The 26,525-nt window shown below is 73.2% G+C and carries 27 protein-coding genes and 1 rRNA gene; 26 read left to right on the top strand and 2 right to left on the bottom strand.

What is annotated here, in order from left to right; genetic code table 11:
• A 5S ribosomal RNA gene (gene rrf / locus AB0G50_RS30420) occupies positions 1 to 89 on the top strand; the annotation flags it as partial.
• Between the two features lie 49 nt (positions 90 to 138).
• On the opposite strand, the gene AB0G50_RS30415 is transcribed toward rrf, so the two are convergent.
• Positions 139 to 1,977, bottom strand: a complete 1,839-nt coding sequence (locus AB0G50_RS30415; protein WP_360115396.1) for a hypothetical protein — start codon at positions 1,975 to 1,977, stop codon at positions 139 to 141.
• Between AB0G50_RS30415 and AB0G50_RS30410 the strand changes: the two genes are divergently transcribed.
• The 14 genes from AB0G50_RS30410 (at position 1,906) to AB0G50_RS30345 (ending at position 14,412) form a co-directional block, all read left to right on the top strand.
• Complete coding sequence (locus AB0G50_RS30410; RefSeq protein WP_360115393.1) at positions 1,906 to 2,535, top strand: hypothetical protein; 630 nt, start codon at positions 1,906 to 1,908, stop codon at positions 2,533 to 2,535. The genes AB0G50_RS30415 and AB0G50_RS30410 overlap by 72 nt on opposite strands.
• A 148-nt stretch (positions 2,536 to 2,683) precedes the next feature.
• Positions 2,684 to 3,478 carry an HAD-IIA family hydrolase gene (locus tag AB0G50_RS30405; protein WP_360115390.1) on the top strand — a complete coding sequence of 265 codons (795 nt, stop codon included), beginning with the start codon at positions 2,684 to 2,686 and terminating at the stop codon, positions 3,476 to 3,478.
• Positions 3,475 to 3,648, top strand: coding sequence for a hypothetical protein (locus AB0G50_RS30400; protein WP_360115387.1), 174 nt, complete (start codon positions 3,475 to 3,477; stop codon positions 3,646 to 3,648). Before AB0G50_RS30405 ends, AB0G50_RS30400 begins: the two co-directional genes overlap by 4 nt.
• 4 nt (positions 3,649 to 3,652) lie before the next feature.
• Positions 3,653 to 4,459 carry a TlyA family RNA methyltransferase gene (locus AB0G50_RS30395; RefSeq protein WP_360115384.1) on the top strand — a complete coding sequence of 269 codons (807 nt, stop codon included), beginning with the start codon at positions 3,653 to 3,655 and terminating at the stop codon, positions 4,457 to 4,459.
• Positions 4,456 to 5,370 carry an NAD kinase gene (locus AB0G50_RS30390; RefSeq protein WP_360115382.1) on the top strand — a complete coding sequence of 305 codons (915 nt, stop codon included), beginning with the start codon at positions 4,456 to 4,458 and terminating at the stop codon, positions 5,368 to 5,370. The genes AB0G50_RS30395 and AB0G50_RS30390 overlap by 4 nt, the downstream gene beginning before the upstream one ends.
• Positions 5,371 to 5,447: 77 nt before the next feature.
• Positions 5,448 to 7,229, top strand: a complete 1,782-nt coding sequence (gene recN, locus AB0G50_RS30385) for a DNA repair protein RecN (RefSeq protein ID WP_360115379.1) — start codon at positions 5,448 to 5,450, stop codon at positions 7,227 to 7,229.
• Positions 7,226 to 7,828 (top strand): hypothetical protein, encoded by a 603-nt coding sequence (locus AB0G50_RS30380; protein ID WP_360115376.1) that lies wholly within the window; start codon positions 7,226 to 7,228, stop codon positions 7,826 to 7,828. Before recN ends, AB0G50_RS30380 begins: the two co-directional genes overlap by 4 nt.
• The gene (locus AB0G50_RS30375; protein ID WP_360115373.1) at positions 7,825 to 8,598 is read left to right on the top strand and encodes a hypothetical protein; all 774 of its coding nucleotides are present in this window, start codon (positions 7,825 to 7,827) and stop codon (positions 8,596 to 8,598) included. The genes AB0G50_RS30380 and AB0G50_RS30375 overlap by 4 nt, the downstream gene beginning before the upstream one ends.
• Positions 8,595 to 9,266 (top strand): hypothetical protein, encoded by a 672-nt coding sequence (locus AB0G50_RS30370; protein WP_360115370.1) that lies wholly within the window; start codon positions 8,595 to 8,597, stop codon positions 9,264 to 9,266. Before AB0G50_RS30375 ends, AB0G50_RS30370 begins: the two co-directional genes overlap by 4 nt.
• Before the next feature lie 73 nt (positions 9,267 to 9,339).
• Positions 9,340 to 10,524 (top strand): putative cytokinetic ring protein SteA, encoded by a 1,185-nt coding sequence (gene steA / locus AB0G50_RS30365; protein WP_360115367.1) that lies wholly within the window; start codon positions 9,340 to 9,342, stop codon positions 10,522 to 10,524.
• Complete coding sequence (locus AB0G50_RS30360) at positions 10,521 to 11,456, top strand: copper transporter (RefSeq protein WP_360115364.1); 936 nt, start codon at positions 10,521 to 10,523, stop codon at positions 11,454 to 11,456. Before steA ends, AB0G50_RS30360 begins: the two co-directional genes overlap by 4 nt.
• A gap of 191 nt (positions 11,457 to 11,647) precedes the next feature.
• Positions 11,648 to 13,333 (top strand): CTP synthase, encoded by a 1,686-nt coding sequence (locus tag AB0G50_RS30355; RefSeq protein ID WP_360115362.1) that lies wholly within the window; start codon positions 11,648 to 11,650, stop codon positions 13,331 to 13,333.
• Positions 13,330 to 13,947 carry an NUDIX hydrolase gene (locus tag AB0G50_RS30350; RefSeq protein WP_360115359.1) on the top strand — a complete coding sequence of 206 codons (618 nt, stop codon included), beginning with the start codon at positions 13,330 to 13,332 and terminating at the stop codon, positions 13,945 to 13,947. The genes AB0G50_RS30355 and AB0G50_RS30350 overlap by 4 nt, the downstream gene beginning before the upstream one ends.
• An 87-nt stretch (positions 13,948 to 14,034) precedes the next feature.
• Positions 14,035 to 14,412, top strand: coding sequence for a DUF2752 domain-containing protein (locus AB0G50_RS30345; RefSeq protein WP_360115356.1), 378 nt, complete (start codon positions 14,035 to 14,037; stop codon positions 14,410 to 14,412).
• Here the strand turns inward: AB0G50_RS30345 and AB0G50_RS30340 are convergent, their stop codons facing one another.
• Entirely contained in the window at positions 14,413 to 15,018 is a 606-nt protein-coding gene (locus AB0G50_RS30340; RefSeq protein WP_360115353.1) for a DUF1707 domain-containing protein, read from the bottom strand.
• 101 nt (positions 15,019 to 15,119) lie between these two features.
• On the opposite strand from AB0G50_RS30340, the gene xerD reads away from it, so the two are divergent.
• The 11 genes from xerD (at position 15,120) to AB0G50_RS30285 (ending at position 26,494) form a co-directional block, all read left to right on the top strand.
• Positions 15,120 to 16,040, top strand: coding sequence for a site-specific tyrosine recombinase XerD (xerD, locus tag AB0G50_RS30335; protein WP_360115350.1), 921 nt, complete (start codon positions 15,120 to 15,122; stop codon positions 16,038 to 16,040).
• A gap of 82 nt (positions 16,041 to 16,122) precedes the next feature.
• Positions 16,123 to 16,443, top strand: a complete 321-nt coding sequence (locus tag AB0G50_RS30330) for a metalloregulator ArsR/SmtB family transcription factor (protein ID WP_360115347.1) — start codon at positions 16,123 to 16,125, stop codon at positions 16,441 to 16,443.
• 133 nt (positions 16,444 to 16,576) lie between these two features.
• Positions 16,577 to 17,551, top strand: a complete 975-nt coding sequence (locus AB0G50_RS30325; RefSeq protein WP_360115344.1) for a ParA family protein — start codon at positions 16,577 to 16,579, stop codon at positions 17,549 to 17,551.
• Positions 17,548 to 17,856 carry a hypothetical protein gene (locus AB0G50_RS30320; protein ID WP_360115341.1) on the top strand — a complete coding sequence of 103 codons (309 nt, stop codon included), beginning with the start codon at positions 17,548 to 17,550 and terminating at the stop codon, positions 17,854 to 17,856. The genes AB0G50_RS30325 and AB0G50_RS30320 overlap by 4 nt, the downstream gene beginning before the upstream one ends.
• Entirely contained in the window at positions 17,853 to 18,692 is an 840-nt protein-coding gene (locus AB0G50_RS30315) for a segregation/condensation protein A (protein ID WP_360115339.1), read from the top strand. Before AB0G50_RS30320 ends, AB0G50_RS30315 begins: the two co-directional genes overlap by 4 nt.
• A gap of 11 nt (positions 18,693 to 18,703) precedes the next feature.
• Positions 18,704 to 19,306 (top strand): SMC-Scp complex subunit ScpB, encoded by a 603-nt coding sequence (gene scpB, locus AB0G50_RS30310; protein ID WP_360115405.1) that lies wholly within the window; start codon positions 18,704 to 18,706, stop codon positions 19,304 to 19,306.
• Positions 19,299 to 20,039 (top strand): pseudouridine synthase, encoded by a 741-nt coding sequence (locus tag AB0G50_RS30305; protein WP_360115336.1) that lies wholly within the window; start codon positions 19,299 to 19,301, stop codon positions 20,037 to 20,039. Before scpB ends, AB0G50_RS30305 begins: the two co-directional genes overlap by 8 nt.
• 168 nt (positions 20,040 to 20,207) lie before the next feature.
• On the top strand, positions 20,208 to 23,852 hold the full coding sequence (locus AB0G50_RS30300) for a hypothetical protein (protein WP_360115333.1): 3,645 nt from the start codon (positions 20,208 to 20,210) through the stop codon (positions 23,850 to 23,852).
• Between the two features lie 190 nt (positions 23,853 to 24,042).
• Complete coding sequence (locus AB0G50_RS30295; protein WP_360115402.1) at positions 24,043 to 24,810, top strand: ABC transporter permease subunit; 768 nt, start codon at positions 24,043 to 24,045, stop codon at positions 24,808 to 24,810.
• Positions 24,807 to 25,604 carry an ABC transporter permease gene (locus AB0G50_RS30290; RefSeq protein ID WP_360115330.1) on the top strand — a complete coding sequence of 266 codons (798 nt, stop codon included), beginning with the start codon at positions 24,807 to 24,809 and terminating at the stop codon, positions 25,602 to 25,604. The genes AB0G50_RS30295 and AB0G50_RS30290 overlap by 4 nt, the downstream gene beginning before the upstream one ends.
• A 5-nt stretch (positions 25,605 to 25,609) precedes the next feature.
• On the top strand, positions 25,610 to 26,494 hold the full coding sequence (locus AB0G50_RS30285) for an ABC transporter ATP-binding protein (protein ID WP_360115399.1): 885 nt from the start codon (positions 25,610 to 25,612) through the stop codon (positions 26,492 to 26,494).
• Positions 26,495 to 26,525 lie beyond the last annotated feature (31 nt).

The raw sequence follows: 26,525 nt of genomic DNA, 5'->3' as shown, positions 1-26,525 counted from the left end.
CCGGTCCCATTCCGAACCCGGTAGTTAAGCCTTCCAGCGCCGATGGTACTGCACTCGTGAGGGTGTGGGAGAGTAGGACGCCGCCGAACATACTTCCCTGAAAGGGCTTGTGATGGGGGCACAGCAGATGTGCTCAAATCACAAGCCCTTTCGGCGTGTCCATATGTGAGAGGATTTCAGGTGCCGAGGTTCGGAGACAATCCCGGCGGCGACCGTCAGCGTGGCCAGGGAGACCGACCGCGCCGATCCGACGGTGGCCGCCCCCAGGGTGATCGCAAGCAGAGCAGCAGCAGTGGTGGTCGGGACTCTCGCGGTGGCGAGCGGTCCGGTGGATATCCGCGTCGGGACGACCGGCGCGACGGGCCTCGACGTGACGACAACCGTCGGGATGACAACCGCACCGGGTACCCGCGCCGGGACGACAGCAGTGGTGGCACCGGTGGTTACCCGCGTCGGGACGACCGGGCCAAGCCCGACCGCCGGGACGACCGTCCGCGTTTCGAGCGTCGTGACGACCGGTCTTCGGACCGTCCGCAGCGGACCGGTGATCGGCCGCGTTTCGAGCGCCGTGACGATCGACCCCGTGAAGACCGCCCGCGTGACGACAGCCGCGGCGGGTACCAGCGTCGGGACGATCGTGGTGGCGAGCGTCGGGAATTCCGGCCGCGTGACGACAGCCGCGGTGATCGCGGTGGCGACCGCGGTGGGTTCCGTCGGGACGATCGGACCTCGTCGGGCGACCGCGGTGGTTACCAGCGTCGGGACGACCGGCCTTCCGGTGACCGTGGCGGGTTCCGTCGTGACGACCGTTCCTCGTCCGGCGGTGACCGCGGTGGTTACCAGCGCCGTGACGACCGGCCGTCGGGTGACCGCGGTGGGTTCCGTCGGGACGACCGGCCTTCCTCGGGTGACCGCGGTGGTTACCAGCGACGCGACGACCGGCCTTCCGGTGACCGCGGTGGGTACCCGAAGCGTGATGACAGCCGTGGTGGGTACCAGCGGCGCGATGACCGCGGTGGCGAGCGTCGGGAATTCCGGCCGCGTGACGACAGCCGTGGCGGTGAGCGTGGGAGTTACCCGCGTCGGGACGACGCTCGGCCGTCCTCCGGTGGCGACCGCGGCGGATACCCGCGTCGGGACGACCGGGGTGGCGAGCGGCGCGAGTACCGGCCGCGCGACGACCGGGGCACCGATCGCGGTGGTTACCCGCGTCGGGACGACCGGCCGTCGGGTGACCGCGGTGGGTTCCGTCGGGACGACCGTTCCTCGTCCGGCGGTGACCGCGGTGGTTACCAGCGCCGTGACGACCGCGGTGGTGAGCGTCGGGAGTACCGGCCTCGCGAGGATCGGCCGGCTTCGGCCGGGCGGTCTTCCGGCGAGCGCACCGGCTACCCGAAGCGGGACGACAAGCGGACCGGTGGCGGGTACCCGCGTCGGGACGACCGGCCGCGCTACGACCGGCGGGACGAGCGTCCTCGTGAGGACCGGCCGCGTGACGACCGGCGCGACGAGCGCAGCCGTGAGCGGGCCGCGCGGTTCCAGGACCGGGTCGCGAACGTGGACGAGACCGCGAACGAGCAGGCCGCCGACGCGGTCGTGGACGGTGTCGACGCGGTCGACGTCCCCGCGGGCGTCGAGGGCGCCGAGGTCGTGGCTGTCGACTCGGTGACCGGCGGTGGCGTTTCGGCGTCCGAAGAGGACGACCGGGACGACGACCTCGAGGACGAGGACGACCTCGAGGACTCGGACGACGAGTCCGATGACGACGACGAAGAAGACGAAGAGGACGAGGTCGAGTCTTCGGGCGACGCCGGGTCTTCGGACGCGGTCGTGGACGACGTCGCCGAGCGGTTCGAGCCGGTGCGCGGGCGGACGCCCGAGTTGCCCGAGGAGGCCGACATCTCGTTGTTGGACCCCGAGGTCAAGCAGGAGTTGCGCGGGTTGCCCAAGGGGTTGGCCGAGATCGTCGGTCGGCACCTGGCGGCGGCCGGCCTGCTCATCGACGCCGAGCCCGAGTTGGCGCTGGAGCACGCGCGGTACGCGCGTACCAAGGCGGCGCGGGTCGGTGTGGTGCGCGAGGCGGCCGGGTTGACCGCGTACTTCGCGGGCGAGTGGGCCGAGGCGCTGTCCGAACTGCGCGCGGCGCGGCGGATGACCGGCAACGGGCACTTCGCGATCATGGCCGACTGCGAGCGGGCGCTGGGTCGGCCCGAGCGGGCGCTCGACCTCGCCAAGGAGTCGCAGGGGTCGGTGACCGATCCGGACGAGGCGGTCGAGCTGCGGATCGTCGCGGCCGGCGCCCGGCGGGACATGGGTCAGCTGGACGCGGCCGTGGTCGCGCTCCAGGGTGACGACCTCGACCCGAAGCGCAAGGACCCGTGGAGCGCCAGGCTGTTCTACGCCTACGCCGACAACCTGGCCGCGGCCGGGCGCACCGAGGAAGCCGTGACCTGGTTCCTCAACGCCGCCCAGGCCGACGACGACAACGAGACCGACGCGGCCGAGCGGGCGTTCGACCTGAGCCCGCAGGACTGAGCCGGACCGCTCGGCAACACCTCGGATCGCCCGTCCACCGGAAAACCCCGGTGGGCGGGCGATTCGTCGTTGAGGGGGCTTGTCCGGAGCACGGCGGCGCGGTCGGGGAGACTGGGGCGGACACGCCGCGACCACCCGGGGGAAAGCCGTGCGCAACTTCGACTACGACGCCCTACTGCTCGACCTCGACGGCACCGTCTACCGGGGACGGGAGGCGGTGCCCGGCGCGGTCGAGGCGGTCGCGAAGGCCCGGAGCGCGGGCCTCGGGATCAGGTTCGTCACCAACAACGCCTCGCGCGCGCCCCAGGAGGTCGCCGACCACCTGGCCGAACTCGGCTTCGGAGCGACGCTCGAAGAGGTGTCCACGTCCGCGCAGGCCGCCGCGCGGATGCTGGTCGGCCTGGTCGAGGACGGCGCGCCGGTGCTGGTGCTGGGCACCTCCGCGCTGGCCGACGAGGTGCGGTCGCGGGGGTTCGAGCCGGTTCGCGAGGCAGGTGACGCGCGCGCCGTCGTGCAGGGGTTGTCGCAGGACCTCGGGTGGCGCGAACTGGCCGAGGCGTGCGTGGCGATCCGGGACGGCGCGCGGTGGATCGCGTGCAACGTGGACGCGACCCTGCCCACCGAACGCGGGCTGCTGCCCGGCAACGGGTCGCTGGTCGCGGCGCTGCGCACGGCGACCGGCGCCGAGCCGCTGGTGGCGGGCAAACCCGCGACGCCGCTGCTCGAGCAGGCCGCGAAGTCGTTGGGCGCGCAGCGACCCCTGGTCGTCGGCGACCGGCTGGACACCGACATCGCGGGCGCGGTGAACGCGGGCATGGATTCGCTGCTGGTGCTCACCGGCGTGTCGACCGAGGCCGAGGCGGCGGCGCTGCCTCAGCGGTGGCGACCCACCCACGTCGCGCCGGACCTGTCCACGCTCGATCGGCTACCTTTGAACCCGTGAGCTTCGAGGTTCCCCTGCCCGGTCCGCCCCGCGATCCGGTGGCGGGTGTTGACGACGCGCTCGCCGGGTTGGCCGGGCTCGAGGCGGTGGACGTGGCCGAGCACGTGCCGGTGTTCGACCACGTGCACACGGCCCTGACCGCCGCGCTGGCCGGCATCGACAAGGTGTGAGCCGGTGCCGCGAAGGGCTCGTCTCGACGCCGAACTCGTCCGCCGCGGTCTGGCCCGCTCCCGCGAGCACGCCAGCCAACTGGTCGCGGAGGGCCGGGTGACGGTGCGCGGCACGGTCGCCACCAAACCCGCCACCGCCGTCGAACTCGACACCGCGCTGGTCGTCCGCGAGACCGACGACCCGAACTACGCCTCCCGGGGCGCGCACAAGCTGGTGGGCGCGCTGGAGGCGTTCGACGCGATCGCCGTCGAGGGCAGGCGCTGCCTCGACGCGGGCGCGTCCACCGGCGGGTTCACCGACGTGCTGCTGCGCGCCGGCGCGCGCCAGGTCGTGGCCGCCGACGTCGGCCGCGGGTTGTTGGACTGGCGGCTGCGCACCGACGACCGGGTCGTGGTGAAGGACCGGACCAACGTCCGGTCGCTCACGCCCGAGGACATCGGCGGTCCCGTCGAACTGGTCGTGGCCGATCTCTCGTTCATCTCGTTGAGGCTGGTGCTCCCCGCGCTGGCCGCGTGCCTCGACGAGGAGGGCGATCTGGTGCCGATGGTGAAACCGCAGTTCGAGGTCGGCAAGGAGCGGTTGGGTTCCGGCGGTGTGGTGCGGGACCCGGAGTTGCGCGCCGAGGCGGTGCTGGACGTGGTGGACTCCGCGGCCGGCATCGGGTTGCGGCTGCACGGGGTGACCGCGAGCCCGCTGCCCGGTCCGTCCGGCAACGTCGAGTTCTTCGCGTGGTTGCGCCGCGGCGAGCCGCTCGACCGCGCCACCGCGGCGGAACTGGTGCGCACGGCCGTCGCGGAAGGACCCCGATGAGCCGCGGGCCGGAGTCGGGCGCCCGGGAGATCCTGCTGGTCGTCCACACCGGACGGCGCAGCAACGTCCTGGTGGCGCAGGAGGTCGCGGCGCGGTTCGCGGCGGGCGGCATCCGGTTGCGGGTGCTGGAGGACGAGGCGTCCGACCTGGACCCGTCGTGCTACGCCGCCGTCGTGCCGGTGGACGAGAAAGCCGCCGAGGGCACCGAGTTGGTGTTCGTGCTGGGCGGCGACGGCACGCTGCTGCGCGCCGCCGAGGTGGCGCGGCCGGCCGGTGTCCCGGTGCTGGGCGTGAACCTCGGGCGCGTCGGGTTCCTCGCGGAGGCCGACTCGGACGCGTTGTACGAGGCGATCAACCACGTCGTGGAGCGCACGTACCGGGTCGAGGAGCGGATGACGCTGGACGTCACCGCGACGCTCGACGGCGAACTGCTGGCGAGCACGTGGGCGTTGAACGAGGCCAGCGTCGAGAAGAGCATGCGCGAGCGCATCCTGGACGTGGTGGTCGAGGTGGACAGTCGCCCGGTGTCGTCGTTCGGCTGCGACGGCGTGCTGGTGGCGACGCCGACCGGGTCCACCGCGTACGCGTTCTCCGCGGGCGGACCGGTGGTGTGGCCGGACGTGCACGCGCTGCTGGTGGTGCCGAGCAACGCGCACGCGCTGTTCGCCCGGCCCCTGGTGGTGTCGCCGGCGTCGGTCGTGGCGCTGGAGGTCGACCCCGGCGGGCACCCGGCGGTGCTGTGCGCCGACGGGCGGCGGACCGTGGAGCTGCCGCCGGGCGCGCGGGTCGAGGTGGCCGGGAGCAGCACGCCGATCCGGCTGATCAGGTTGCGCGAGGGACCGTTCACCGACCGCCTGGTGGAGAAGTTCTCGCTGCCGGTGCAGGGGTGGCGCGGCCCGGTCGCCGACTGAAGGCGCGGCCGAGGTTTTCGGCGGACACCCGCCCCCGAAACCGCACTCCGTCGGTGTAGCCCAGTAGTGTTTCCGCTGTGCTGGCCGAGATGCGCATCCAGGGCCTCGGTGTGATCGACGAGGCCACCCTTGAACTCGACCCGGGTTTCACGGTCGTCACCGGCGAGACCGGTGCGGGCAAGACCATGGTCGTGACCGGTCTCCACCTCCTGGGTGGTGGCCGGGCCGAAGCGTCCCGCGTGCGCAACGGCGCGGAGCGGGCGGTGGTCGAGGGGCGGTTCCACGCGCCCGCCGGCAGCCCCGCCGCCAAGGTCGCCGAGGAGGTGGGCGGCGAGCCGGACGACGACGGCAGCGTGATCGCGATCCGCACCGTCGGGTCGGACGGCCGGTCGCGGGCGCACCTGGGCGGCCGGTCGGTGCCGGTCGGTGTGCTCGGCGAACTGGCCGAGCAGCTGCTGGCCGTGCACGGGCAGAACGACCAGCTGCGGCTGTTGCGACCCACCGAGCAGCGCACGGTCCTCGACCGGTTCGCGGGCGACGAGGTCGGCGGCCCGCTGCGGGAGTACCGCAAGATCCGCGACGAGTGGCTGCGCGTCGCGACCGAGCTGGTGGAGCGCACCGGCCGGGCGCGCGAGCTGGCCCGCGAGGCGGAACTGCTGCGGCACGGCCTCGCCGAGATCACCGCGGTGGCGCCGAAACCGGGCGAGGACACCGAACTCGTGGACGAGGCGCGCCGGCTCGCCGACGCGGACCAGTTGCGCGAGTCGGCGTCGGGCGCCGGGTACGCGGTGTCGGGCTCACCCGACGGCGACCCGGACAACCCCGGCGCGCTCGGCCTGATCGGCGAGGCGCGGCGGCGGCTCGGCACGTCCGAGGACCCGAAGCTGCGCGAGCTGGAACCGCGGCTGGTCGAGGCCGAGACGCTGCTGGCCGACGTCGGCGCGGAGATCAACTCCTACCTGGAGCAGCTCGACGCCGACCCGGCGCGGCTGGAGCAGGTGCTGGCCAGGCAGGCCGAGCTGAAGTCGTTGACCCGCAAGTACGCCGCCGACGTCGACGGGGTGATCGCGTGGGCGCAGGACGCGTCCTCGCGGTTGGCCGGCCTGGACACCTCCGACGAGGCCCTGGCCGCGCTCGCCACGCGCCGGGACAAGCTGGCGGTCGAGCTGGCGGACTTCGCGCAGCGCGTCACGGCGGCGCGGGTGGACGCGGCGGTCGAGCTGGGCAAGGCGGTGTCCGAGGAGTTGACCGGACTCGCCATGCCGCACGCGAACGTCGAGGTCGCGGTGCGGCCGCGGGTCGCCGAGCAGGGTGACGCGCAGGCGCTGGAGGTGGCCGGTCGGTCGCTGCACGCGGGCGCGAGCGGCGTGGACGACGTGGAGCTGCGGCTGATCGCGCACCCCGGCGCGCCGGCGCTGCCCGTGCACAAGGGCGCGTCCGGTGGCGAGTTGTCGCGCGTGATGCTGGCGCTGGAGGTCGTGCTGTCGCACTCCGACCCGGTGCCGACGCTGGTGTTCGACGAGGTCGACGCCGGTGTCGGCGGTCGGGCGGCGGTCGAGGTCGGCCGCAGGCTCGCCCGGCTGGCGCGCAGCCACCAGGTCATCGTGGTGACGCACCTGCCGCAGGTGGCGGCGTTCGCGGATCGGCACCTGGTGGTGGACAAGACCGCGGACGGCGTGCTGACGCGCAGCGGTGTGCGGCGGCTCGACGAGTCGCAGCGGGTGGTCGAGCTGGCCCGGATGCTCGCGGGCATGGACTCGACCGACACCGGCCGCGCGCACGCCGAGGAGTTGCTGGCGGCGGCGAAGGCGGACAAGGAGAGCGTTCCCGTGGTGCGGCGCAAGGCGAAGAAGAAGTGAGCAGGCGCGTCCTCGGCGCGGTCCTGCTGGCCGTGTCCGGCGTCCTGGCGGTGCTCGGCTCGTTCCTGCCGGAGTACCGCGCGGTCGGCCTGGACCCGAGCGGGGGGTTCTCCGTCTCGGTGACGGCGTGGGAGGTGACCGTGTCGCCCCCGGCGGACGGCATCGGCTCGACACCCCAACTCGGCGTGCCGCTGGTGGTGGCCGCCCTGGTGCTGGCCGCCGCGGCGGGACTGGTGGCGCTCCCCGAGCACCAGCGGTCGGCGGCCCGGTACGCGGCGGTCGGCGGCACGGGGTTGCTGCTGGGCGCGGTGGCGTCGGTGCTGGCGGTCGCGGTCGAGTTCGTGTCGGACGGCGGGGACCAGCTGGCCGGCCGGTCGTTCGAGGTCGGGCTGTGGGTCCTGCTGCTCGCGCCGGTGGTCGCGGGCTTCGGCACCGTGCTGATCCACGCGCCGCGCGCGGTCGCGGGCAGCGGCCCGGTGGTGCACGTGCTGGACGACCTGGACGACGACGACACCTCGACGCCGCCGTTCGGGATCGCGGTCTCCCGACCCGACGTGGTGGTGCTGCCGGAGTCGTCCCCGGGCGAGGAGAAGCCGTGAAACTCCGGGCGTTCGGCGGCGCGCTGCTGGTGGTCGGCGCGGTCCTGGGCGCGGTCGGCACGTTCTTCCCGCTCTACGGCCTGGTCGACCACATCGGTCCCGGCTACGAGTACGTGATCACCTCCTGGTCGGACGCGAGCACCGCGCCCGGCGGCACGGGCCTGGAAGCCCGCGGCACGAGCCCGTTCTTCGGCGTGCCGGTGGTGGCCGGCGCCGGACTCCTGCTGATCGGCGTCGCCCTCGCCTTCACCCGAGGCCGCTGGGGCGCGACGGGCCGCTTGACCTCCGCGCTGGGCGCGGCCGTGCTGGCCGGCACGACCGGAACCGCCGCGACGGTGGTCGAAAGCGTGTTCCGCGCCCCCCTGCCCGAGGGCGACAACGGCGTGGAGCGCTACGTGGGCGTCGGCACCTGGACCCTGGCGGCCGCGAGCGCCGTGGCCCTGACCGGCGCGGTCCTGGTCCAGGTGTGGCCACCCCGACCACGACCCGCCCTCGCGGCCGAGCCCGCCCCCGCGGTCGGAGTCGAACCCGAGACCTCGGAACCCGGGACGGCCGAGCCCGAGACCGCGGAACCCGAGACGGCCGAGCCCGAGATCCCGGAACCCGAGACGGCCGAGCCCGAGATCGCGGACGAGGCCACAGCGGAGGTTCCGACTCCGCCACCGTCCCCGACACCTCGAGACCCTGCCGCCGCAGCGCTCCGAGAACCGGCGTCGGCCCCTTCCGCGGACCCGACGTCGCCATCTCCTCGCGAACGGGAGGCGGAGTGATCCGCAGGACGGTGGGCGCGGGCCTGCTGGTCGCCGCCGCGGTGCTCGGCGTGGCGGGATCGTTCCAACCCGTCGTCAGCCTGATCGCCCCGCCGATGGGCGCGGAGGCGGAGACGACCCTGAGCCTGACCGGGTGGGGTTACCAGGCGGCGACGCAGAACGCCTCGTCCTCCGACGTCCCGCTGCCGACCGGCCCCGTCCACGGCTACGGACTGCTCGCCGCCGCGACGCTGCTCGTCCTCGGCGCGATCCTGGTGTCGCGGGGCGGACGGGTCGGCGCGATCGGGCGGTTGGTCGCGATGGCCGCGGCGGGCGCGCAGGCGGCGACCGCGTGGGCGGTGTGGGCGACCGCGGACGGCACGTTCCAGGGCGCGATCGTCTCCGACACCGGCTACCGCCGGTCCATCGGCGACGCGGTGTGGCTGTTGGCGCTCGCCGCCGTGCTCGCGATCACCGGCGCGGTCCTGGCGCAGCAGCGGGTCGACCCGGCCGACGCGGCGGCACGACCACGGCTCACCGGTACCGCCGTCTACCGGGTGGACGGCGAGGACGACGACGCCACGCCACCATTCGGCATCCCTCTGGGTGAACCCGATCACTCCACGGGGGGTAGTACGGCGGTCGGTTCCGCGACCGCCGCGCCCCCGGCGTCCACTGTGGATCAGTGAGGTTCCTGACCAGCCCGGATCGGCTCGGCGTGTTGTGCCCGCGTGCGCGGGCGTGGTGGGTCACCATCGGGTCATGAAGCTTCCCGGGTTGCTCAGCCGCACGAACCAGGCGCTGCCCGGCGCCGTGGGCACCGCGCGGGTCGACCGCCGCTCGGGCGACCTGCTGCGTCGGCTCGGCCCCGGTGACGTCGCCGTCCTCGACCACGTCGACCTGGACCGGCGCACGGCGGAGGCGCTGGTCGCGTCCGGGGTGGTGGGCGTGGTCAACGCGTCGCCGTCGATCTCCGGGCGGTTCCCCAACCTCGGGCCGGAGGTGCTGATCGAGTCCGGCATCCCGCTCGTGGACGGTGTCGGCACCGGCGTGCTGCGCGAGCTCAAGGAGGGCGTGAAGCTGCGCCTGCACGAGGGCGGCGTGTTCGTCGGCGACAAGGAGGTCGCGCGCGGCGTCGAGCAGACCGCCGAGTCCGTCGCGGACGCGCTGATCGAGGCGAAGGCCGGCATGGCGGCGCAGCTGGAGGCGTTCTCCGCCAACACGATCGAGTTCCTCCGGCGGGAACGCGCGCTGGTGCTCGACGGGGTGGGCGTGCCCGAGGTGTACGTGCCGGTGCGCGACCGGCAGGTGCTGGTGGTCGCGGGCGGGCCGCGGCACGCCGAGGAGCTGCGGCGGCTGCGCAAGTACATCCGGGAGTACCGGCCGGTGCTGGTGGGCGTCGAGACGGGCGCGGACACGCTGTTCGACGCGGGCTACAAGCCGGACATCATCGTCGGCGACCCGGACGGCATCGGCACCGAGGCGTTGCGCGCCGGCGCCGAGGTGGTCGTGCCGGCGCAGGCCGACGGCCACGCGCCCGGCCTGGAGCGGATCCAGGACCTGGGCATCGGCGCGGTGACCTTCCCGGCGTCGGGCAACGCGGAGGACCTGGCGCTGCTGCTCGCCGAGGCGCACGGCGCGTCGCTGGTGGTGACGGTCGGCCTGCGGGCGGGCCTGCGCGAGTTCCTCGACCGGGGTCACTCGGGTTCCAACCCGTCGACCTTCCTGACCCGGTTGAAGCTCGGCAGCAAGCTGGTGGACGGCGAGGCGGTCGCGACCCTGCACCGCAGCCGGGTGTCGTTCGGGGTGATCCTCTCGCTGGTGCTGGCGGCGGTCGTGGCGATGGTCGCGGCGCTCGCGGTGTCCGGTGTGGGTCAGGTGTACGTGGACGTGGTCGTGGACTGGTTCCGGACCGCGGTCGACTGGGTGAAGGGGTTCTTCGCGTGATCTCGCTGCGCTACCACATCGTGTCGATCACGGCGGTCTTCCTGTCGCTGGCCGTCGGCGTCGTCCTGGGCTCGACCGCGATCAGCGGCCGACTGCTGTCCGGCCTGACCGACGACAACAGCGCGCTGGGCCGCGAGGTCGCGGGCCTCCAGTCCGAGCGCAACGCGCTCAACGCCAAGCTCACCGACGCCGACAGCTTCGCCACCTCCGTCGGCCCGCTCGCCGTGCGCGGCCAGCTGACCGACCGCACGGTCGTCCTCGTCACCACGGCCGACGCCCGGCCGAACGACCGCGACGCGGTGGCGGAACTCCTGCGCGCGTCCGGCGCGTCGGTCTCCGGCGAACTACAGCTGACGGACTCGTTCGTCGACCCGAACAAGGCCGACCAGCTCCGGGACCTGGTGGCCCGCCTCCAACCGGCGGGCGTGCAGCTGCCGACGGGCTCCGACCCGGGCACCCGGGCGGGTGGTCTGCTGGGCGCGTTGCTGCTGCTGAACAAGGACAACCAGCCGCAGGCCTCCGAGGCCGAGTCGGCGGCCGCCCTGGCCGGGTTGACCAGCGCCGGCTTCGTGAAGCCGGGTCAGGGGTTGCGGCCGGCGCAGTTGGCCGTGGTGCTGACCGGCGGCGCGGCGTCGGGCGACTCCGCGGGCGACCGCGCGGCGGTGGTGGCGAGGTTCGCGACCCAACTGGACCGCTCGGGGGCCGGGGTGGTGCTCGCGGGTGGCGAAGGGTCGGCGAACGGGACCGGCGCGCTGGGCGTGGTGCGGGCGGACACGGCGGCGACGTCGGTGCTGACGACCGTGGACGACGTGGGCACGGCGGCGGGGCGGATCGTGGTGGTGCTGTCGTTGCGGGAACAGCTGGACGGCAAGGCGGGCCGCTACGGCACGGCGGGCAACGCCGAGGCGCCGGCACCGGGCGCGGCAGGCTGACCGGCACCGTCCGCGGTCGTCGGCCCGTCCGTCGAGGACGCCCGGGAACCCGCTCCGGGTGGACGCCCGGTGAACCCCGGACGACCCGCCCCGCCCGGACCGGCCGGCACCGCCCCGACGGCGTGTTAGCGTTAGGGCCCGTGGACAGGGCTGAAGCCCTGGGCAGGAACATTTCGACCACGGGAGCCTCGTTGGTGCTTCAGGCACGCACGACCAAGCACGTTTTCGTCACCGGGGGCGTCGCGTCCTCGCTCGGCAAAGGACTCACCGCCAGCAGCCTGGGCCAGCTCCTGACCTCCCGTGGTCTGCGGGTGACCATGCAGAAGCTGGACCCGTACCTGAACGTCGACCCGGGCACGATGAACCCGTTCCAGCACGGTGAGGTGTTCGTCACCGACGACGGAGCGGAAACCGACCTCGACATCGGTCACTACGAGCGGTTCCTCGCCCGTGACCTGTCCGGCGAGGCCAACGTGACCACGGGTCAGGTGTACTCCGAGGTGATCGCCAAGGAGCGGCGCGGCGAGTACCTGGGCGACACGGTCCAGGTGATCCCGCACATCACCGACGAGATCAAGCGCCGGATCCGGGCGATGGCCGAGCCCGACGCCAACGGCCAGATCCCGGACGTGGTGATCACCGAGGTCGGCGGCACGGTCGGCGACATCGAGTCGCTGCCGTTCCTCGAGGCCGCCCGGCAGGTGCGCCACGACGTCGGCCGCGACAACGTGTTCTTCCTGCACGTGTCGCTGGTCCCGTACCTGGCGCCCAGCGGTGAGCTCAAGACCAAGCCCACCCAGCACTCGGTGGCCGCGCTGCGCAACATCGGCATCCAGCCCGACGCGATCGTGTGCCGGGCCGACCGGGAGATCCCGGACTCGCTCAAGCGCAAGATCGGCCTCATGTGCGACGTCGACACCGACGCCGTGGTGGCGGCCGTGGACGCGCCGTCGATCTACGACATCCCCAAGGTGCTGCACGGCGAGGGGCTCGACGCGTACGTGGTGCGCCGGCTCGGCCTGCCGTTCCGCGACGTCGACTGGACCGTGTGGGGCGACCTGCTCGACCGCGTGCACAACCCGTCCGAGAAGGTGCGGATCGGGCTCGTCGGCAAGTACGTCGACCTGCCGGACGCCTACCTCTCGGTGACCGAGGCGCTGCGGGCCGGCGGGTTCGCGCACCGCGCCAAGGTCGAGGTCGTGTGGGTGCCGTCGGACGAGTGCCAGACCCCGTCGGGCGCGGCGCACGCGCTGGCCGGGTTGGACGCCGTGCTGATCCCCGGCGGGTTCGGGGTGCGCGGCATCGAGGGCAAGATCGGCGCGATCACCCACGCCCGGACCCGCGGCATCCCGCTGCTGGGGCTGTGCCTGGGCCTCCAGTGCCTGGTCATCGAGGCGGCGCGGAACCTCGCGGGCATCGAGGACGCGAACTCGGCGGAGTTCGAGGAGACCGGGTCGCCGGTGATCAGCACCATGGCCGACCAGGAGGACGTGGTCTCCGGGCAGCGCGACATGGGCGGCACGATGCGCCTGGGCGCGTACCCGGCGGCGCTCGTGCCGGGGTCGCAGGTGGCGCTGGCGTACGGCTCGCCCGAGGTGTCCGAGCGGCACCGGCACCGCTACGAGGTGAACAACGCCTACCGCGACCGGCTCTCGGCCGCCGGGCTGGTGTTCTCCGGCACGTCGCCCGACGGGCGGCTGGTGGAGTTCGTCGAGCTGCCGGCCGACGTGCACCCGTTCTTCGTGGCGACGCAGGCCCACCCCGAGCTCAAGTCGCGGCCGACGCGTCCGCACCCGCTGTTCTCGGCGTTCGTGAAGGCCGCGCTGGACTACCGGCTCGCCGACCGGCTGCCGCTGCCCGCCGGGGCCGCGCAGTGACGCGGCACGAGTTCTCCGTGGTCGGCACGCGGGACGTGCACATCGGGCGCGTCGTCGGGCTGCGGGTGGACGACGTGGTGATGCCCGGTGGCGCGGTGGCCTCGCGCGAGGTCGTGGAGCACCTGGGCGCGGTGGCCGTGGTGGCGGTGGACGCGGACGGGCTGGTGACGTTGATCCACCAGTACCGGCACCCGCTGGGCAAGCGGCTGTGGGAACTGCCGGCCGGGCTGCTCGACTCGGCGGGGGAGCACCCGCTGGAGGCGGCGCGGCGCGAACTGGTCGAGGAGGTCGGGCTCGCGGCGGTGGACTGGTCGACGCTGGTCGACGTGGCCGCGTCGCCCGGGTTCACCGACGAGGTGGTGCGCGTGTTCCTGGCGCGCGGGCTGACCGAGGTGGAGCGCGAGCTGATGGGCGAGGAGGAAGCCGACCTCGAGGCCCGTCGCGTGCCGCTGGACCAGGCGGTGGGGATGGTGCTGCGCGGTGAGATCGTGAACGGCGCGGCGGTGTCGGGGTTGCTGGCGGCGCAGGCGGTGCTGGCGGGTCGTGCTCCGGCACGTCCGGCCGACGCGCCGTTCGCCGACCGCCCGACGCGGTTCGCGGCCCGCCGGGACTGAGATCGGGACCCGCGCCCGCCCGTGGTGGGTGGGCGCGGGTTCGTCCGTTCGGAAGGGCCGGCGAACGCTTTCGTGGAGGTGTCGGTGGTGGTGGCACGGGTGGTGCGGCCGGTGGTGGCGGCCGCGGTGGCGGTGGCCGGGTGCGGGGTGCTGGTGTTCGTCGACCCCACCAGGCCCGGGTCGTTCCTGCCGCCGTGCCCGCTGTACTTCCTCACCGGGATCCAGTGCCCGGCGTGCGGGTCCACGCGGATGGTGTACTCGTTGATCCACGGTGATCTCGCGGGCGCCTGGCACTACAACGCGGTCATGCTGGTGGTCGGGTTGCCGCTGCTCGCGTGGTTGTGGGCGCGGTGGTTCCTGGCCGCCCGGGCCGGACGGCCCAACCCTCCCGTGTCGCGGAAGGTCGGGGTACCCGTCGTCGTGGCCGCGGTGGTCTGGATGCTCGCGCGGAACCTGGTGTCCTAGTCAGTCGCGCAACCGGCGGCCCTGGCCGTCGGTGCCGCCGTTGACGAGCAGGATGATGCCGTCGACCAGGGACCACACGCCGCAGCCGCCGCAGGTCAGGAGCTGGGCGATGCCGATGCCCGTGTCGCCGATGTAGAAGCGGCCGACGCCGAACGGCAGGAACAGCTGGAGCAGGCCCGCCACGATCTTCGACTTGTCCGACAGCGGGTAGCCCGTCAGCGGGTCCACGCCGTACGGGGCGAAGTGCGGGGTCGGGTGGCCGTAGGCCGTCGGCGGCGGGTACCCGGGTTGGGCGTACCCCGGCTGGGTGTAGCCGGGCTGGGCGTAGCCGGGCTGGGCGTAGCCCGTGCTCGGCTGCGCGTACGGCGGCGGGTCCTGGGGCGGCGGTGCCGAGTAGGACGGCGGCGGCAGGAAGTTCGGGCGGGGGTGGGGCAGGTCGTGGAACAGCGCGGCCAGTTCCTGGGCGGACTGGGCGGCGGTCGCGTAGTCGACCCGCTGCTGGTACTCCTCGATCTCCAGGCGCCCGGCCGCGAAGTGGTCGTTGAGCGCCGTGATGGCTTCTTCCCGCTGCTGGTTGCCGATGCGCACCTGGTGTGGTTCTGACACGACCGAGACGCTAGCCGATGGCGGCACCGGCCAGGCGTCCTACGGCGCACTCGCCCAGGTCGGGTCACCGGCTCGGCGCACGCGGCGGCGTTCCGGGTGTGATGATCGACGGCGTGCACGAGGTCATGACCGCCTACCTGGACCACCTCGCGGTGGAGCGCGGCACCGCGCGCAACACGCTCGAGTCGTACCGCCGCGACCTGCGCCGGTACGCCGCGCACCTGGAGGCCGAGGGCGTCGGTCGGCTCGACGACGTCACCGAGGCGCTGGTCGGCGACTTCCTGGCGTCGTTGCGCGAGGAGGGCCTGGCCGCCTCCTCGGCCGCGCGGACGCTGGTCGCGGTGCGCGGGCTGCACCGGTTCGCCCACCGGGAGGGGTTGGTCGGGCACGACCCGGCGCGCGAGGTGCACCCGCCGGCACCGCCCAGGAGGTTGCCCAAGGCGTTGCCGGTGGACGACGTGCTGCGGCTGCTCGACACGCCCGGCGACACCCCCGCCGCGCTGCGCGACCGGGCGCTGCTCGAACTGCTCTACTCCAGCGGCGCGCGGATCTCGGAGGTCGTCGGGCTGGACGTGGACGACGTGGACGCCGTCGAGCGGACCGTGCTGCTGGACGGCAAGGGCGGCAAGCAGCGGCTGGTGCCCGTGGGCAGGCCCGCGCTCGCCGCGCTCGACGCCTACCTGGTGCGCGCGCGCCCGACGTTCGCCAAGCGGGCGAACCCGGCGCTGTTCCTCAACGTCCGGGGTGGCCGGCTGTCCCGGCAGAGCGCGTGGCAGGTGCTCAAGACCGCGGCCGAGCGGGCCGGGATCACCGCCGAGGTCTCGCCGCACACGTTGCGCCACTCGTTCGCGACCCACCTGCTCGAGGGCGGCGCGGACGTCCGGGTGGTGCAGGAGCTGCTGGGCCACGCGTCGGTGACGACGACTCAGGTTTACACACTGGTCACCGTGACGACCCTGCGCGAGGTCTACGCGGTCGCGCATCCTCGCTCGACTGGTGGACCCGGGTCCCCGCACGGGTAACGTGTGCCCGATCCGAGTTGCCCGTCCCGAGTCGCCCGATCCGAGTTGCCGGAACCGACACCCCAGGCGGAGGTGACCCCGCGTGCCGACCATCGACGAGCCCGAACCCACCGAGATCGAGCTGGGCGCGGTGCTGCACGCGCTGAGCGACCCGACCAGGCTCGCGGTCGTCCGGCAGATCGAGGCCGACGGCGAGCGGTGCTGCGGCACGCTGGTCGTGGACGTGGCGAAGTCGACGCTGTCCCAGCACCTGCGGGTGCTGCGCGAGGCGGGGTTGACCAGGACCAGGGCGTGCGGCAACCAGCGGTGGGTGTCGTTGCGCCGCGACGACCTGGACGCGGTGTTCCCGGGGTTGCTCGACGTGGTGCTCAGAGCGGCGGATCGGACGTCCGTCGCACTGTAGGAGCGGCCGTTCGGCCCAACACCACTCGATCGGACCTTGATAGAACGGGGTCGTGTCCTCGGCGAGGCGCGTTGCCTGCTGTCCCGGGTGTGCTTAGGCTGCGCCCAGGCAGAGGACTAGGAATCGGGAAACGATGTCGACACCGGAGCACGCCGGCGGGATGTGGGGTAACCCCCCGCCCCGACCGCAGCCGACCGGTGTGCCGCGGGCGTCCGTCGAACTCAGCCTCGCGCCACACGCCGCCCCGCAGGACGAGGACGCGACCGAGCAGGTCGCCGGCGACATCGGACCGACCGGCCGCCCGCTGCGGTACACGCCGGATCCGCCGCTGGTCGCCAGGCACGGCCCGGCGAAGATCCTCGCGGTCTGCAACCAGAAGGGCGGCGTCGGCAAGACGACGTCCACGATCAACCTCGGCGCCGCGCTGTGCGAGTACGGCCGCCGGGTGCTGCTGGTCGACTTCGACCCCCAGGGCGCGCTGTCGGTCGGCCTCGGCGTGCACCCGCACCAGCTCGACCAGACGATCTACAACGTGATCATGGAGCGGGACGTCGGCGTCGGCGACGTGATCATGCAGACCTCCGTCGAGGACATGGACCTGCTGCCCAGCAACATCGACCTGTCGGCGGCCGAGATCCAGCTGGTGTCCGAGGTCGGCCGCGAGCACACCCTGGTGCGCACCCTGCGGCCGGTCATCGACCAGTACGACTACGTGCTGGTGGACTGCCAGCCCTCGCTCGGCCTGCTCACGGTCAACGCGCTGGCCGCGGCCGACGGCGTGCTGATCCCGCTGGAGTGCGAGTTCTTCAGCCTGCGCGGGGTCGCGCTGCTCATCGACACCATCGAGAAGGTCAGGGAGAGGTTGAACCCGAAGCTCGAGATCACCGGCATCCTCGCCACCATGTACGACCCGCGCACCCTGCACTCCCGCGAGGTGATGGCGCGGGTGGTCGAGGCGTTCGGCGACGTCGTGTTCGACACGGTGATCAACCGCACCGTCCGGTTCCCGGAGACCACGGTCGCCGGCGAGCCGATCACCCGCTGGGCGCCGCGCTCGGCCGGCGCGAAGGCCTACCGCGCGCTGGCCCGCGAGGTGATCGCCCGGTGACGCGTCGCCCCACGCTGCCGGGCGCGTCCGAGCTCTTCCGCCGCACCGCCTCACCCGCCGTGCCCGAGGACGTCGCGCCGACGCGTCGCGGCACCGGGCGGGAGAAGCACCCGACGAAGATCACCGTGTACGTGTCCGACGAGGAGCTGCTCGCGCTGGAGCACGCCCGGCTGGACCTGCGCGCCGGGCACGGGTTGGCGGTGGACCGCGGCCGGGTGGTGCGCGAGGCCGTCGCGATCGTGCTGGACGACCTGGAGGCGCTCGGCGAGGACTCGCTGCTCGTGCGCAGGTTGCGCGAGCGGTGAGCGTGGCGAGCGACGAACCCGTCGCCGAGCCCGCCGCCGCCGAGGTGCCCGACGGACGGTTCAAGGTCCGGCTGACGAACTTCGAGGGTCCGTTCGACCTGCTGCTCCAGCTGATCTCGCAGCACACCCTGGACGTGACCGAGGTGGCGCTGCACACGGTCACCGACGACTTCATCGCCTACATCCGGGCGCTGGGCGACCAGTGGGACCTGGACGAGACCACCGAGTTCCTGGTGATCGCGGCGACCCTGCTCGACCTGAAGGCGGCGAGGCTGCTGCCGCAGGGCGACGTGGAGGACGAGGAGGACCTGGCGCTGCTGGAGGCGCGGGACCTGCTGTTCGCGCGGTTGCTCCAGTACCGGGCGTACAAGCAGGTCGCGGCCCTGTTCGGGGAGCTGGAGCAGGGCGCGTACCGGCGGTACCCGCGGTCGGTGGCGCTGGAGGTGCGCTACGAGGGCCTGATGCCCGAGGTGATGCTGGGCGTCGACGCGGGGAAGTTCGCGCTGCTCGCGGCCACCGTGTTCCGGCCTCGGCCGGTGCGCACGATCTCCACCTCGCACGTGCACCAGCACCGGGTGTCGGTGCGCGAGCACGCCGACGAGCTGCGGGAGCTGATCTCCGCGCGCGGCACGCTGACGTTCGCCGAGATCGTGGCCGAGTGCACCGAGGTGATGCAGGTCGTCGCCCGGTTCCTGGCGCTGCTGGAGCTGTACCGGGAGCGGTCGCTCGCGTTCGAGCAGCCGGACCCGCTGGGCGAGCTGACCGTGACGTGGGTCGGCGGCGACGTGGAGGACGCGCGGGCGCAGGCCCGTGACGAGGACGAGGAGTACGGGTGACCGACCAGCCGCTGCCGCTGGAAGAGCCGGACGGTGCCGGGTCGGACGAGGTCGTCGAGGGCCTGCCGGACCTGTCGTCGGACCTCGAGTTCGAGGGCGCGCTGGAGTCGATCCTGCTCGTGGTGGACTCGCCGATCGCCGAGGACCAGCTGTCCGGGGTGCTCGGTCAGCCGGTGCGCAGGGTCACCGCGACCCTCAAGCGGATGAGCGCGCGCTACACCGAGTCGGGAAGCGGCGTCGACCTGCGTAGAATCGGCGACGGCTGGCGGTTCTACACACGGGACCGCTACGCGCCATTCGTGGAGAAGCTGCTGCTCGACGGGCAGCGCGCCAAGCTCACCCGGGCCGCGCTGGAGACACTCGCGGTCATCGCCTACCGGCAGCCCGTGACCAGGGCCCGGATCGCCGCGGTGCGCGGCGTGAACGTCGACGGGGTGATCCGCACGCTCGTCGCGCGCGGGCTCATCGCCGAGACGGGCACGGACTCGGACACGGGTGGCATCCTTTACCGAACGACCGAACTGTTCCTGGAGCGGTTGGGACTGTCGTCCCTGGACGACCTGCCGCCGATCGCTCCCCTGCTGCCCGAAGTGGATGCGATCGACGATGTCTGACCAGAACCCGGAAGGGATCCGACTCCAGAAGGTGCTCGCCAAGGCGGGAATCGCCTCGCGGCGCGTCGCCGAGGAGTTGATCGAGCTCGGCCGGGTGCAGGTGGACGGCGAGGTCGTGCGCGAGCAGGGCCGCCGGATCGACCCGGAAAACGCGATCGTGCACGTCGACGGCGTGCGGGTGGTGCTCAAGGACGACGTCATCACGCTGGTGATGAACAAGCCGCGCGGCGTGCTGTCCACGATGCACGACGAGACGCACCGGCCGTGCGTCGGCGACTACCTGGTGAACCGCAAGGAGCGGCTGTTCCACGTGGGCCGGCTCGACGCGGACACCGAGGGTCTGCTGCTGCTGACCAACGACGGCGACCTCGCGCACCGGTTGATGCACCCGTCCTACGAGGTGTCCAAGACCTACCTCGCCGAGGTGCCCGGGCCGGTGGCCAAGGGCGTCGGCAAGGAGTTGAAGGCGGGCATCGAGCTGGAGGACGGCCCGGTGCGGGTCGACTCGTTCAAGCTGATCTCCTCGATGCCGGGCAAGGCGCTGGTGGAGGTCGTGCTGCACGAGGGCCGCAAGCACATCGTGCGCCGGCTGCTGGAGCACGTCGGCTACCCGGTGCAGAGCCTGGTGCGCACCGCCGTCGGCGAGGTCCGGCTGGGCAACCAGCGCCCCGGCTCGATGCGCGTGCTCAACCGACAGGAAGTCGGCTCGCTGTACAAGGCCGTCGGGCTGTAGATCCCCTCGTCGTGCGGGGCGTCCGGTCGACTCCCCCAAACCGACCGGACGCCCCTGTCCCCCCGGACGTGGGGCACTCCCCTTGCCCCGCCACCACTTCTACTGGTCCGGGGTTGTTCAGTGTCGGCCGGTGGACCCTGAACAGGCTTCTCTGAACAATCGCCCCCGGTGACGGAGGGGGCGGTCGTGGGGCGACGGGAAGATCCGCTGGAGGCGGGCTCGGAGGAGTTGGCGCTGTTCGCGCGGGGGTTGCGCGAGCTGCGGGCGCACGCCGGCGCGCCGACCTACCGGGTGCTGGCGCGCACGGCGCACTACTCGGCCGCGGCGTTGTCGGAGGCGGCGAACGGCCGGCGGTTGCCGAGTCTCGCGGTGACGCTCGCCTACGTGCGGGCGTGCGGCGGCGACGTCGGTGCGTGGGAACGGCGGTGGCGCTCGCTCGCGGCCGAGCCCGTGCCGGTCGAGCCGGGTGATCCGCCGTACGCGGGGTTGGCCGCGTTCCAGGTCGCGGACTCGGCGCGGTTCTTCGGGCGGGACCGGCTGCTCGGCGAACTCGACGCGCTGGTGGACCGGCGGCGTCTGGTCGGGGTGTTCGGCGCGTCCGGGTCGGGCAAGTCGTCGCTGCTGCGGGCCGGGTTGGCCGCCCGGCGCGATCCGGCGGTGGTGCTCACGCCGACGGTGTCGCCGGTGGACGAACTGGCCGCGCACCTGGGCGTGGTCACCGGGCGGGACCCGGCGTCGCTCGCCGCGGAGTTCCGGGCGTACCGGGAGAACGCGCACCTGCGGGTGCGGCAGGCGCTGATCGGCGGCGACGCGGAGCTGCTGCTGGTCGTGGACCAGTTCGAGGAGGTCTTCTCGCTGTGCCACGACGACGCCGAGCGGACCGCGTTCCTGGACGCGCTGGTCACCGCCGCCGGTCACCCGAACTCGCGGACGCGGGTGGTGCTCGGGGTGCGGGCCGACTTCCTGGGGCACTGCGGCCGGCACGCCGGTCTGGTCGACGCGCTGCGCGGAGGTCAGCTGCTGATCGGCCCGATGACGGCGCGGGAACTGCGCGAGGCGATCGTGGAACCGGCCGGCACGGTCGGCTGCAAGGTGGAGAACGCGCTGGTCACGCGGCTGGTGGCGGACGCGGCGCACCAGCCGGCGGCGTTGCCGCTGGTGTCGCACGCGCTGCTGGAGACGTGGCGGCGCAAGCGCGGGATGACGTTGACGCTGGCCGGGTACGAGGAGGCGGGCGGGCTCGAGCACGCCGTGGCCCGGACCGCCGAGCAGGTCTACAGCACGTTGGACCGCCACGGTCGGGTGGCAGCCAGACGGGTGTTCCTGCGACTGATCGCGATCGGTGACGGCACCGAGGACGCGAAGCGCCGGTCGCCGCGCGCCGAGGTCGATCACCCGGACGTGCTGGAGGCGCTGGCCGAGGCACGGCTGGTGGTGCTGCACGAGGACACCGTGGAACTCGCGCACGAGGCGCTGATCAGGGGGTGGCCGAGGCTGCGCGACTGGGTGACCGCGGACCGCGAGGCGCTGCGGGTGCTGCGGAAGGTCACCGAGGCGGCGACGGCGTGGGAGGCGGTCGACCGGGATCCGGGCGCGCTGTACCGCGGCGTGAACCTGGCCGTGGCCCGCGACCGGGTGCCGCGGGCGGACCTCACCGCGCCGGAGCGGGAGTTCCTGGACGCGTCGGCGGCGGGTGAGGACGCGGTCGCCCGCGCCGAGCGCGGGCGAACCCGGCGATTACGCCGGCTGGTGGTCCTGATGTCGGTGCTGTTCCTGCTGGCCGCGTCGGCCGCCTGGTACGCGGTGGCGGCCGGCCGCGAGGCGACCGAGGCGCGCAACAACGCGCTGGCGCTCAAGGTGCTGCGCGACGCGGAGGCGTTGCGCGACACCGATCCCGGGTTGTCCGTGCAGCTGACGCTGGCCGCGTACCGGCTGGTGGACCGGCCGGAAACCCGGGACGCGCTGTTCGGCGCCTTCGACTCGCCCTACGCGACCAAGGTCGACGGCGTCCGGGCCGCGGCGGTCGGCGGGGACGACGTGGTCCTGGTGTCGGCCGACGGATCGCGGGCGACCCTGCTGCGGGTGCCCGGCCCGCGCCGGTCCCCGGTGGACCTCGGCGCGGTGGTCGACGACGTCGGTGTGCTGCGGGCGGTCGAGGTGGACCCGGCTCGGGGGTGGGTGGCCACCTCGGCCGGCGGCGACGTGCAGCTGTCGCGGATGTCCGTGCCGGCGCGGCCGGTCGCGCGGTTCCGGGTGGGGGTGGCCGCGACCTCGCTGGCGTTCTCGTCCGACGGCGAGTGGCTCGTGGCCGGGTTCGCGGACGAGCCGCCGACGGCGTGGCGGCTGACCGACGGCGGCGCGACGCGGCTCGTGATGCCCGGCGGCGCGGCGCGGGACGTGGCGCACCTGCGCGACCACCTATTCCTCGTGTCCGGCGGCGACCGGACGTCGGTGTGGGACGTGGGCGGCGAGGTGGTCGACGTGGCGGGTCCGGCGTCGGCGGTCGCGATCGGACCGGAGGGGCGCACGGCGGCGACGGCGGGACCGGACCGGGAACTCGTGCTGTGGGACTTCGCCGAGCCGCGGCGGCCCGCGCGGTTGTCCTCGCTGCGGCCGCACGTCGACGGCACGACCGCGCTCGCGTTCAGCCCGGACGGCCGGATGCTGGTCACCGCGAGCACCGACCGGACCGCCCGGGTCTGGGACACGACCGACCTCGCCGCGCCGGTGCCGGTCGCGACGCTGGCCGGGCACCTCGGCGGGGTGCGCTCGGTGGCGTTCACCGGTGCCGGCGACCGGATCGTGACGGTCGGCGAGGACGACACCGCGCGGCTGGTGGAGGTCGCCGACCTGTCGCCCGCCCAGTCGGTGCCGGCCGAGTCGATCTCGGTCGCCCGCGAGCGCGACCTGGTGGCGACGGTCGACCTGGAGGGCGTGCTCAGGTTGGCCGACATCTCCTGGCCGGGCGGTCCGCGCCGGTTGTGGCCGATGCGCGCGCATCCCGGCGCGATCCGGTCGGCCGACCTGAGCCCGGACGGCGAACTGCTGCTCACGGTGGCGGTGGACGGCTCGGTCCGGTTGTGGCGCACCGCGAACCCGGCCAACCCGGACCTCGTCGCGGACCTGGGTCGCGGGTACTCGGCGGCGTTCGGGTGGACCGGGCGCCGGGTGGTGGTCGGCGGGGTCGACGGGCAGGTCGTGGTGTGGGACGCCGAGCCCGTGCGCGAGGTGGCGCGGTTGCCCGGACCGATGCGGGAGGCGACGCTCGCCGCGCTGGCGTTCGACGGCCGGCGCCTCGCCGCGCCGATGCCGGTCGGCGGGCTGGCGCGGTGGGAACTGGCGGGGTCCTCGCTGCACTCGCCGTACGGCACCGTCGCGGGTCCGACGACCCCGGTGGTCGCCCTCGCGTACGGCCCGGGCGACTCGTTGCTGACCATGGAGCGCGGCGGCGAGGTCCGCTGGTGGCGGGACGGGCGGCGGGTCGACGTCGCCACCGGCGCGCGCGCGTTCGCCGTGCGGGACCGGAAGCTCGCGGTGATCGGCACGGACGGCGCGGTGCACCTGCGCGACCTGTCCTGGCCGGACGCGCGGGAGGTGGCGGTGTTCGGCGCGGGCGGCGTCGACGTCACCGCGATCGCGTTCGACCCGGACGGGCGGACGCTGGTCGGCGCCTCGGGCGCGGCGGTGCGGTTCTGGGACACCGATCTCGGCGCGGTGCGGGACCGGGTGTGCCGGGTCGCGCCGCGCGCGGTGAGCCGGGCGGAGTGGGAGCGGTACCTGCCGGGGGTGCCGTACGCGCCGCCGTGCGGCTGACCAGGGGACGAGCCGCGGGGGAGTGCCCAGACTAGGGGCTCTATAGCGTCAGTGGCGGCTGAGAGCAAGTTGCAGACGGCGAGAGGAATTCGTCCTGTGATTTGTCGACCACGCATTGTGGCGGTGCGGGGTGACTCTCTAGATTGAGCCCGGTTGTCCGGTGTGATCATCTGGGAAGTAGGCGTTGCGCGTGCGTGCGCTCACCCGAGGGCTGCTCGGTGTGGCCGGGTTCCTCGTCGTCTGGGAGCTGTTCAGTCGGTCGGGTCTGGTGCCGGCCGAGTACCTGCCACCGCCGTCGGCGGTCGGGGTCCAACTCGTCACGCTGTTGGGGGACGAGTCGTTCTTACGCGACGTCATCGCCACGGTGCTCGCGCTGGTCATCGCGGTCGCGGTGTCGGTCGCGATCGCCGTCCCGCTGGGACTGGTGCTGGGCAGCGTTCCCGCGGTGCGGCACGCGACCCGCGCGGTGGTCGAGTTCCTGCGGCCGATCCCCTCGGTCGCGTTGATCCCGTTGGCCATCCTGCTGCTGGGCGTCGGGCCGGAAACCAAGATCACCCTCGCGGTGTACGCGGCGATCTGGCCCATCCTGTTCAACACGATCTACGCGCTGGACGAGCTCGACCCGCTGCTCGTGGAAACCGCGCGGGTGTTCGGCACCGGCCGGGTGCGGGTGCTCTCGTCGGTCGCGCTGCCCAGCGCGCTGCCGTTCGTGCTGACCGGCATCCGGCTCGCCGCGACGACCTGCCTGGTCGTGCTGGTCAGCGTCGAGCTGCTGGCGGGCGGGGCCCGCGGCATCGGTCAGTTCATCATGGAGGCCCGCGGCGGCGGCGGGCGGATGGACCTGGTCCTCGCCGGGACCGTGGTCGCGGGCGTCATCGGCTACCTCCTCAACGAGGGGCTGGAACGCGCGCAACGCCGCTGGGTCGCCTGGAGCTCGGTCACCGGAGGCAGGTCGTGACGCGGTTCGTCCAGCGGTGGGGCGTGTTCGTCGGGCTGGTCGTGGTGTGGGAACTGCTGACGTGGTTCGCCGACGACCCGTTCTTCCCCCGGCCCACCGAGATCGCCGAGGCGGCGCGCGAACTGTGGTTCGACGGTCCGGCCTCGACGTTCTACCTGACCGACGTGGTCTTCGACCACGTGTTCCCCAGCATCGGTCGACTGCTGGCCGGTTGGGGCATCGCCGCCCTGATCGGCGTTTCGCTCGGCGTGGCGCTCGGCCGTTCCGCGACGGCCATGCAGTACGCCGGTCCGCTGCTGACGTTCCTGCGCTCGATACCGCCGCCCGCCCTGGTGCCGGTGTTCCTGCTGCTGTTCAACGTCGGCACGCAGATGCAGCTCGCCACGATCGTCTTCGGCGTGCTGTGGCCGATCCTGCTCAACAGCGTCGACGGCGCCCGCTCCGTCGACGCGACGAAGTACGAGACCTCGGCGGTGTTCCGGATCCCGAAGTGGCAGTGGGTCCTCGGTGTCGTGCTCCCCGCGGCGGCGCCGAAGATCTTCGCCGGGCTCCGGGTCAGCCTGTCGCTGTCCCTGGTCCTGATGGTGGTGTCCGAACTGGTCGGCACCGACAACGGGATCGGGTCGCAACTCCTGGTGGCACAACGGGAGTTCGACTTCGCCCACATGTGGGCCGGGATCGTCCTGCTGGGAGTTCTCGGCTACGCCCTCAACACCGTGCTCCTGGCCTTCGAGCGCCGTGCCCTCGCGTGGCAGCCGCGCCGGGAGCGCACCCCCGCGACGGTGGAGGAATGACGGACATGACCGCGATGCTCGAAGTGGCCGACCTCGGCCACACCTACCAGGCGAAGGACGGCGCGCACACCGCGATCGCCGACCTGTCGTTCACCGTCGGCGCCGGAGAGCTGGTCTGCGTGGTCGGACCCTCCGGCTGCGGCAAGTCCACGCTGCTGCGCACCATCTCCGGCCTGATCCGGCCGAGCCGGGGCGAGGTCAGCCTGCACGGCGACGCGGTGCGCGGCGTGCCGGAGGACCTGGCCGTGGTGTTCCAGGACTACAGCCGCTCGCTGTTCCCGTGGCTGTCGGTGCAGAAGAACGTCGAGTTCCCGCTCAAGCGCCTGCTGGGCCGGTCGCAGCGGCGCGCGCGGGTCGCGGAGGCGCTGGAGTGGGTCGGGTTGACCGGCGCGGCGCGGAAGTACCCGTGGCAGCTCTCGGGCGGCATGCAGCAGCGGGTGGCGATCGCCCGCGCCCTGGCCTACCGGCCGGCCCTGCTGCTCATGGACGAGCCGTTCGCGTCGGTGGACGCGCAGACCCGGTTCGAATTGGAGGACCTGCTGCTGCGGGTGAAGGCCGAGCACGACACCACGGTTCTCGTCGTGACGCACGACATCGACGAAAGCGTGTACCTGGGCGACCGCATTCTGGTGCTCTCCGGCTCGCCCGCGTCGGTGGTCGCCGACCTGAAAGTCGACCTGCCCGCGCAGCGGGACCAGATCACCACCCGGGAATCGGATGCCTTCGTCGCGCTGCGCGGTGAGGTGGCCCGATTGCTGAACGTCGGCAAGACGTCGAAGGAATTGCGCGCCAAGCGGGCGCAGAACGAACAGCAGGCCGCCCGGTGGGCGGAGGCGGAACGCGCGGAGGCCGGTCGGACCGAAGCGCAGGAACGCGCCGCGACGCAGTAGGGAAAAACACCCGGTATTTTCGGGGTGGGTG

The organism is Actinosynnema sp. NPDC020468 (genome assembly GCF_040642015.1).
In the GTDB taxonomy this organism is placed as follows: domain Bacteria; phylum Actinomycetota; class Actinomycetes; order Mycobacteriales; family Pseudonocardiaceae; genus Actinosynnema.
This window is presented reverse-complemented; position numbering and strand designations above follow the sequence as displayed.

What these genes read in the sequence shown, in the direction of transcription:
- xerD (WP_360115350.1), top strand. Translation starts at nt 15,120, where the DNA reads ATGATCGACGGCGTGCACGAGGTCATGACCGCCTACCTGGACCACCTC.
- AB0G50_RS30325 (WP_360115344.1), top strand. Translation starts at nt 16,577, where the DNA reads ATGTCGACACCGGAGCACGCCGGCGGGATGTGGGGTAACCCCCCGCCC.
- AB0G50_RS30305 (WP_360115336.1), top strand. Translation starts at nt 19,299, where the DNA reads ATGTCTGACCAGAACCCGGAAGGGATCCGACTCCAGAAGGTGCTCGCC.
- steA (WP_360115367.1), top strand. Translation starts at nt 9,340, where the DNA reads ATGAAGCTTCCCGGGTTGCTCAGCCGCACGAACCAGGCGCTGCCCGGC.
- AB0G50_RS30285 (WP_360115399.1), top strand. Translation starts at nt 25,610, where the DNA reads ATGACCGCGATGCTCGAAGTGGCCGACCTCGGCCACACCTACCAGGCG.
- AB0G50_RS30390 (WP_360115382.1), top strand. Translation starts at nt 4,456, where the DNA reads ATGAGCCGCGGGCCGGAGTCGGGCGCCCGGGAGATCCTGCTGGTCGTC.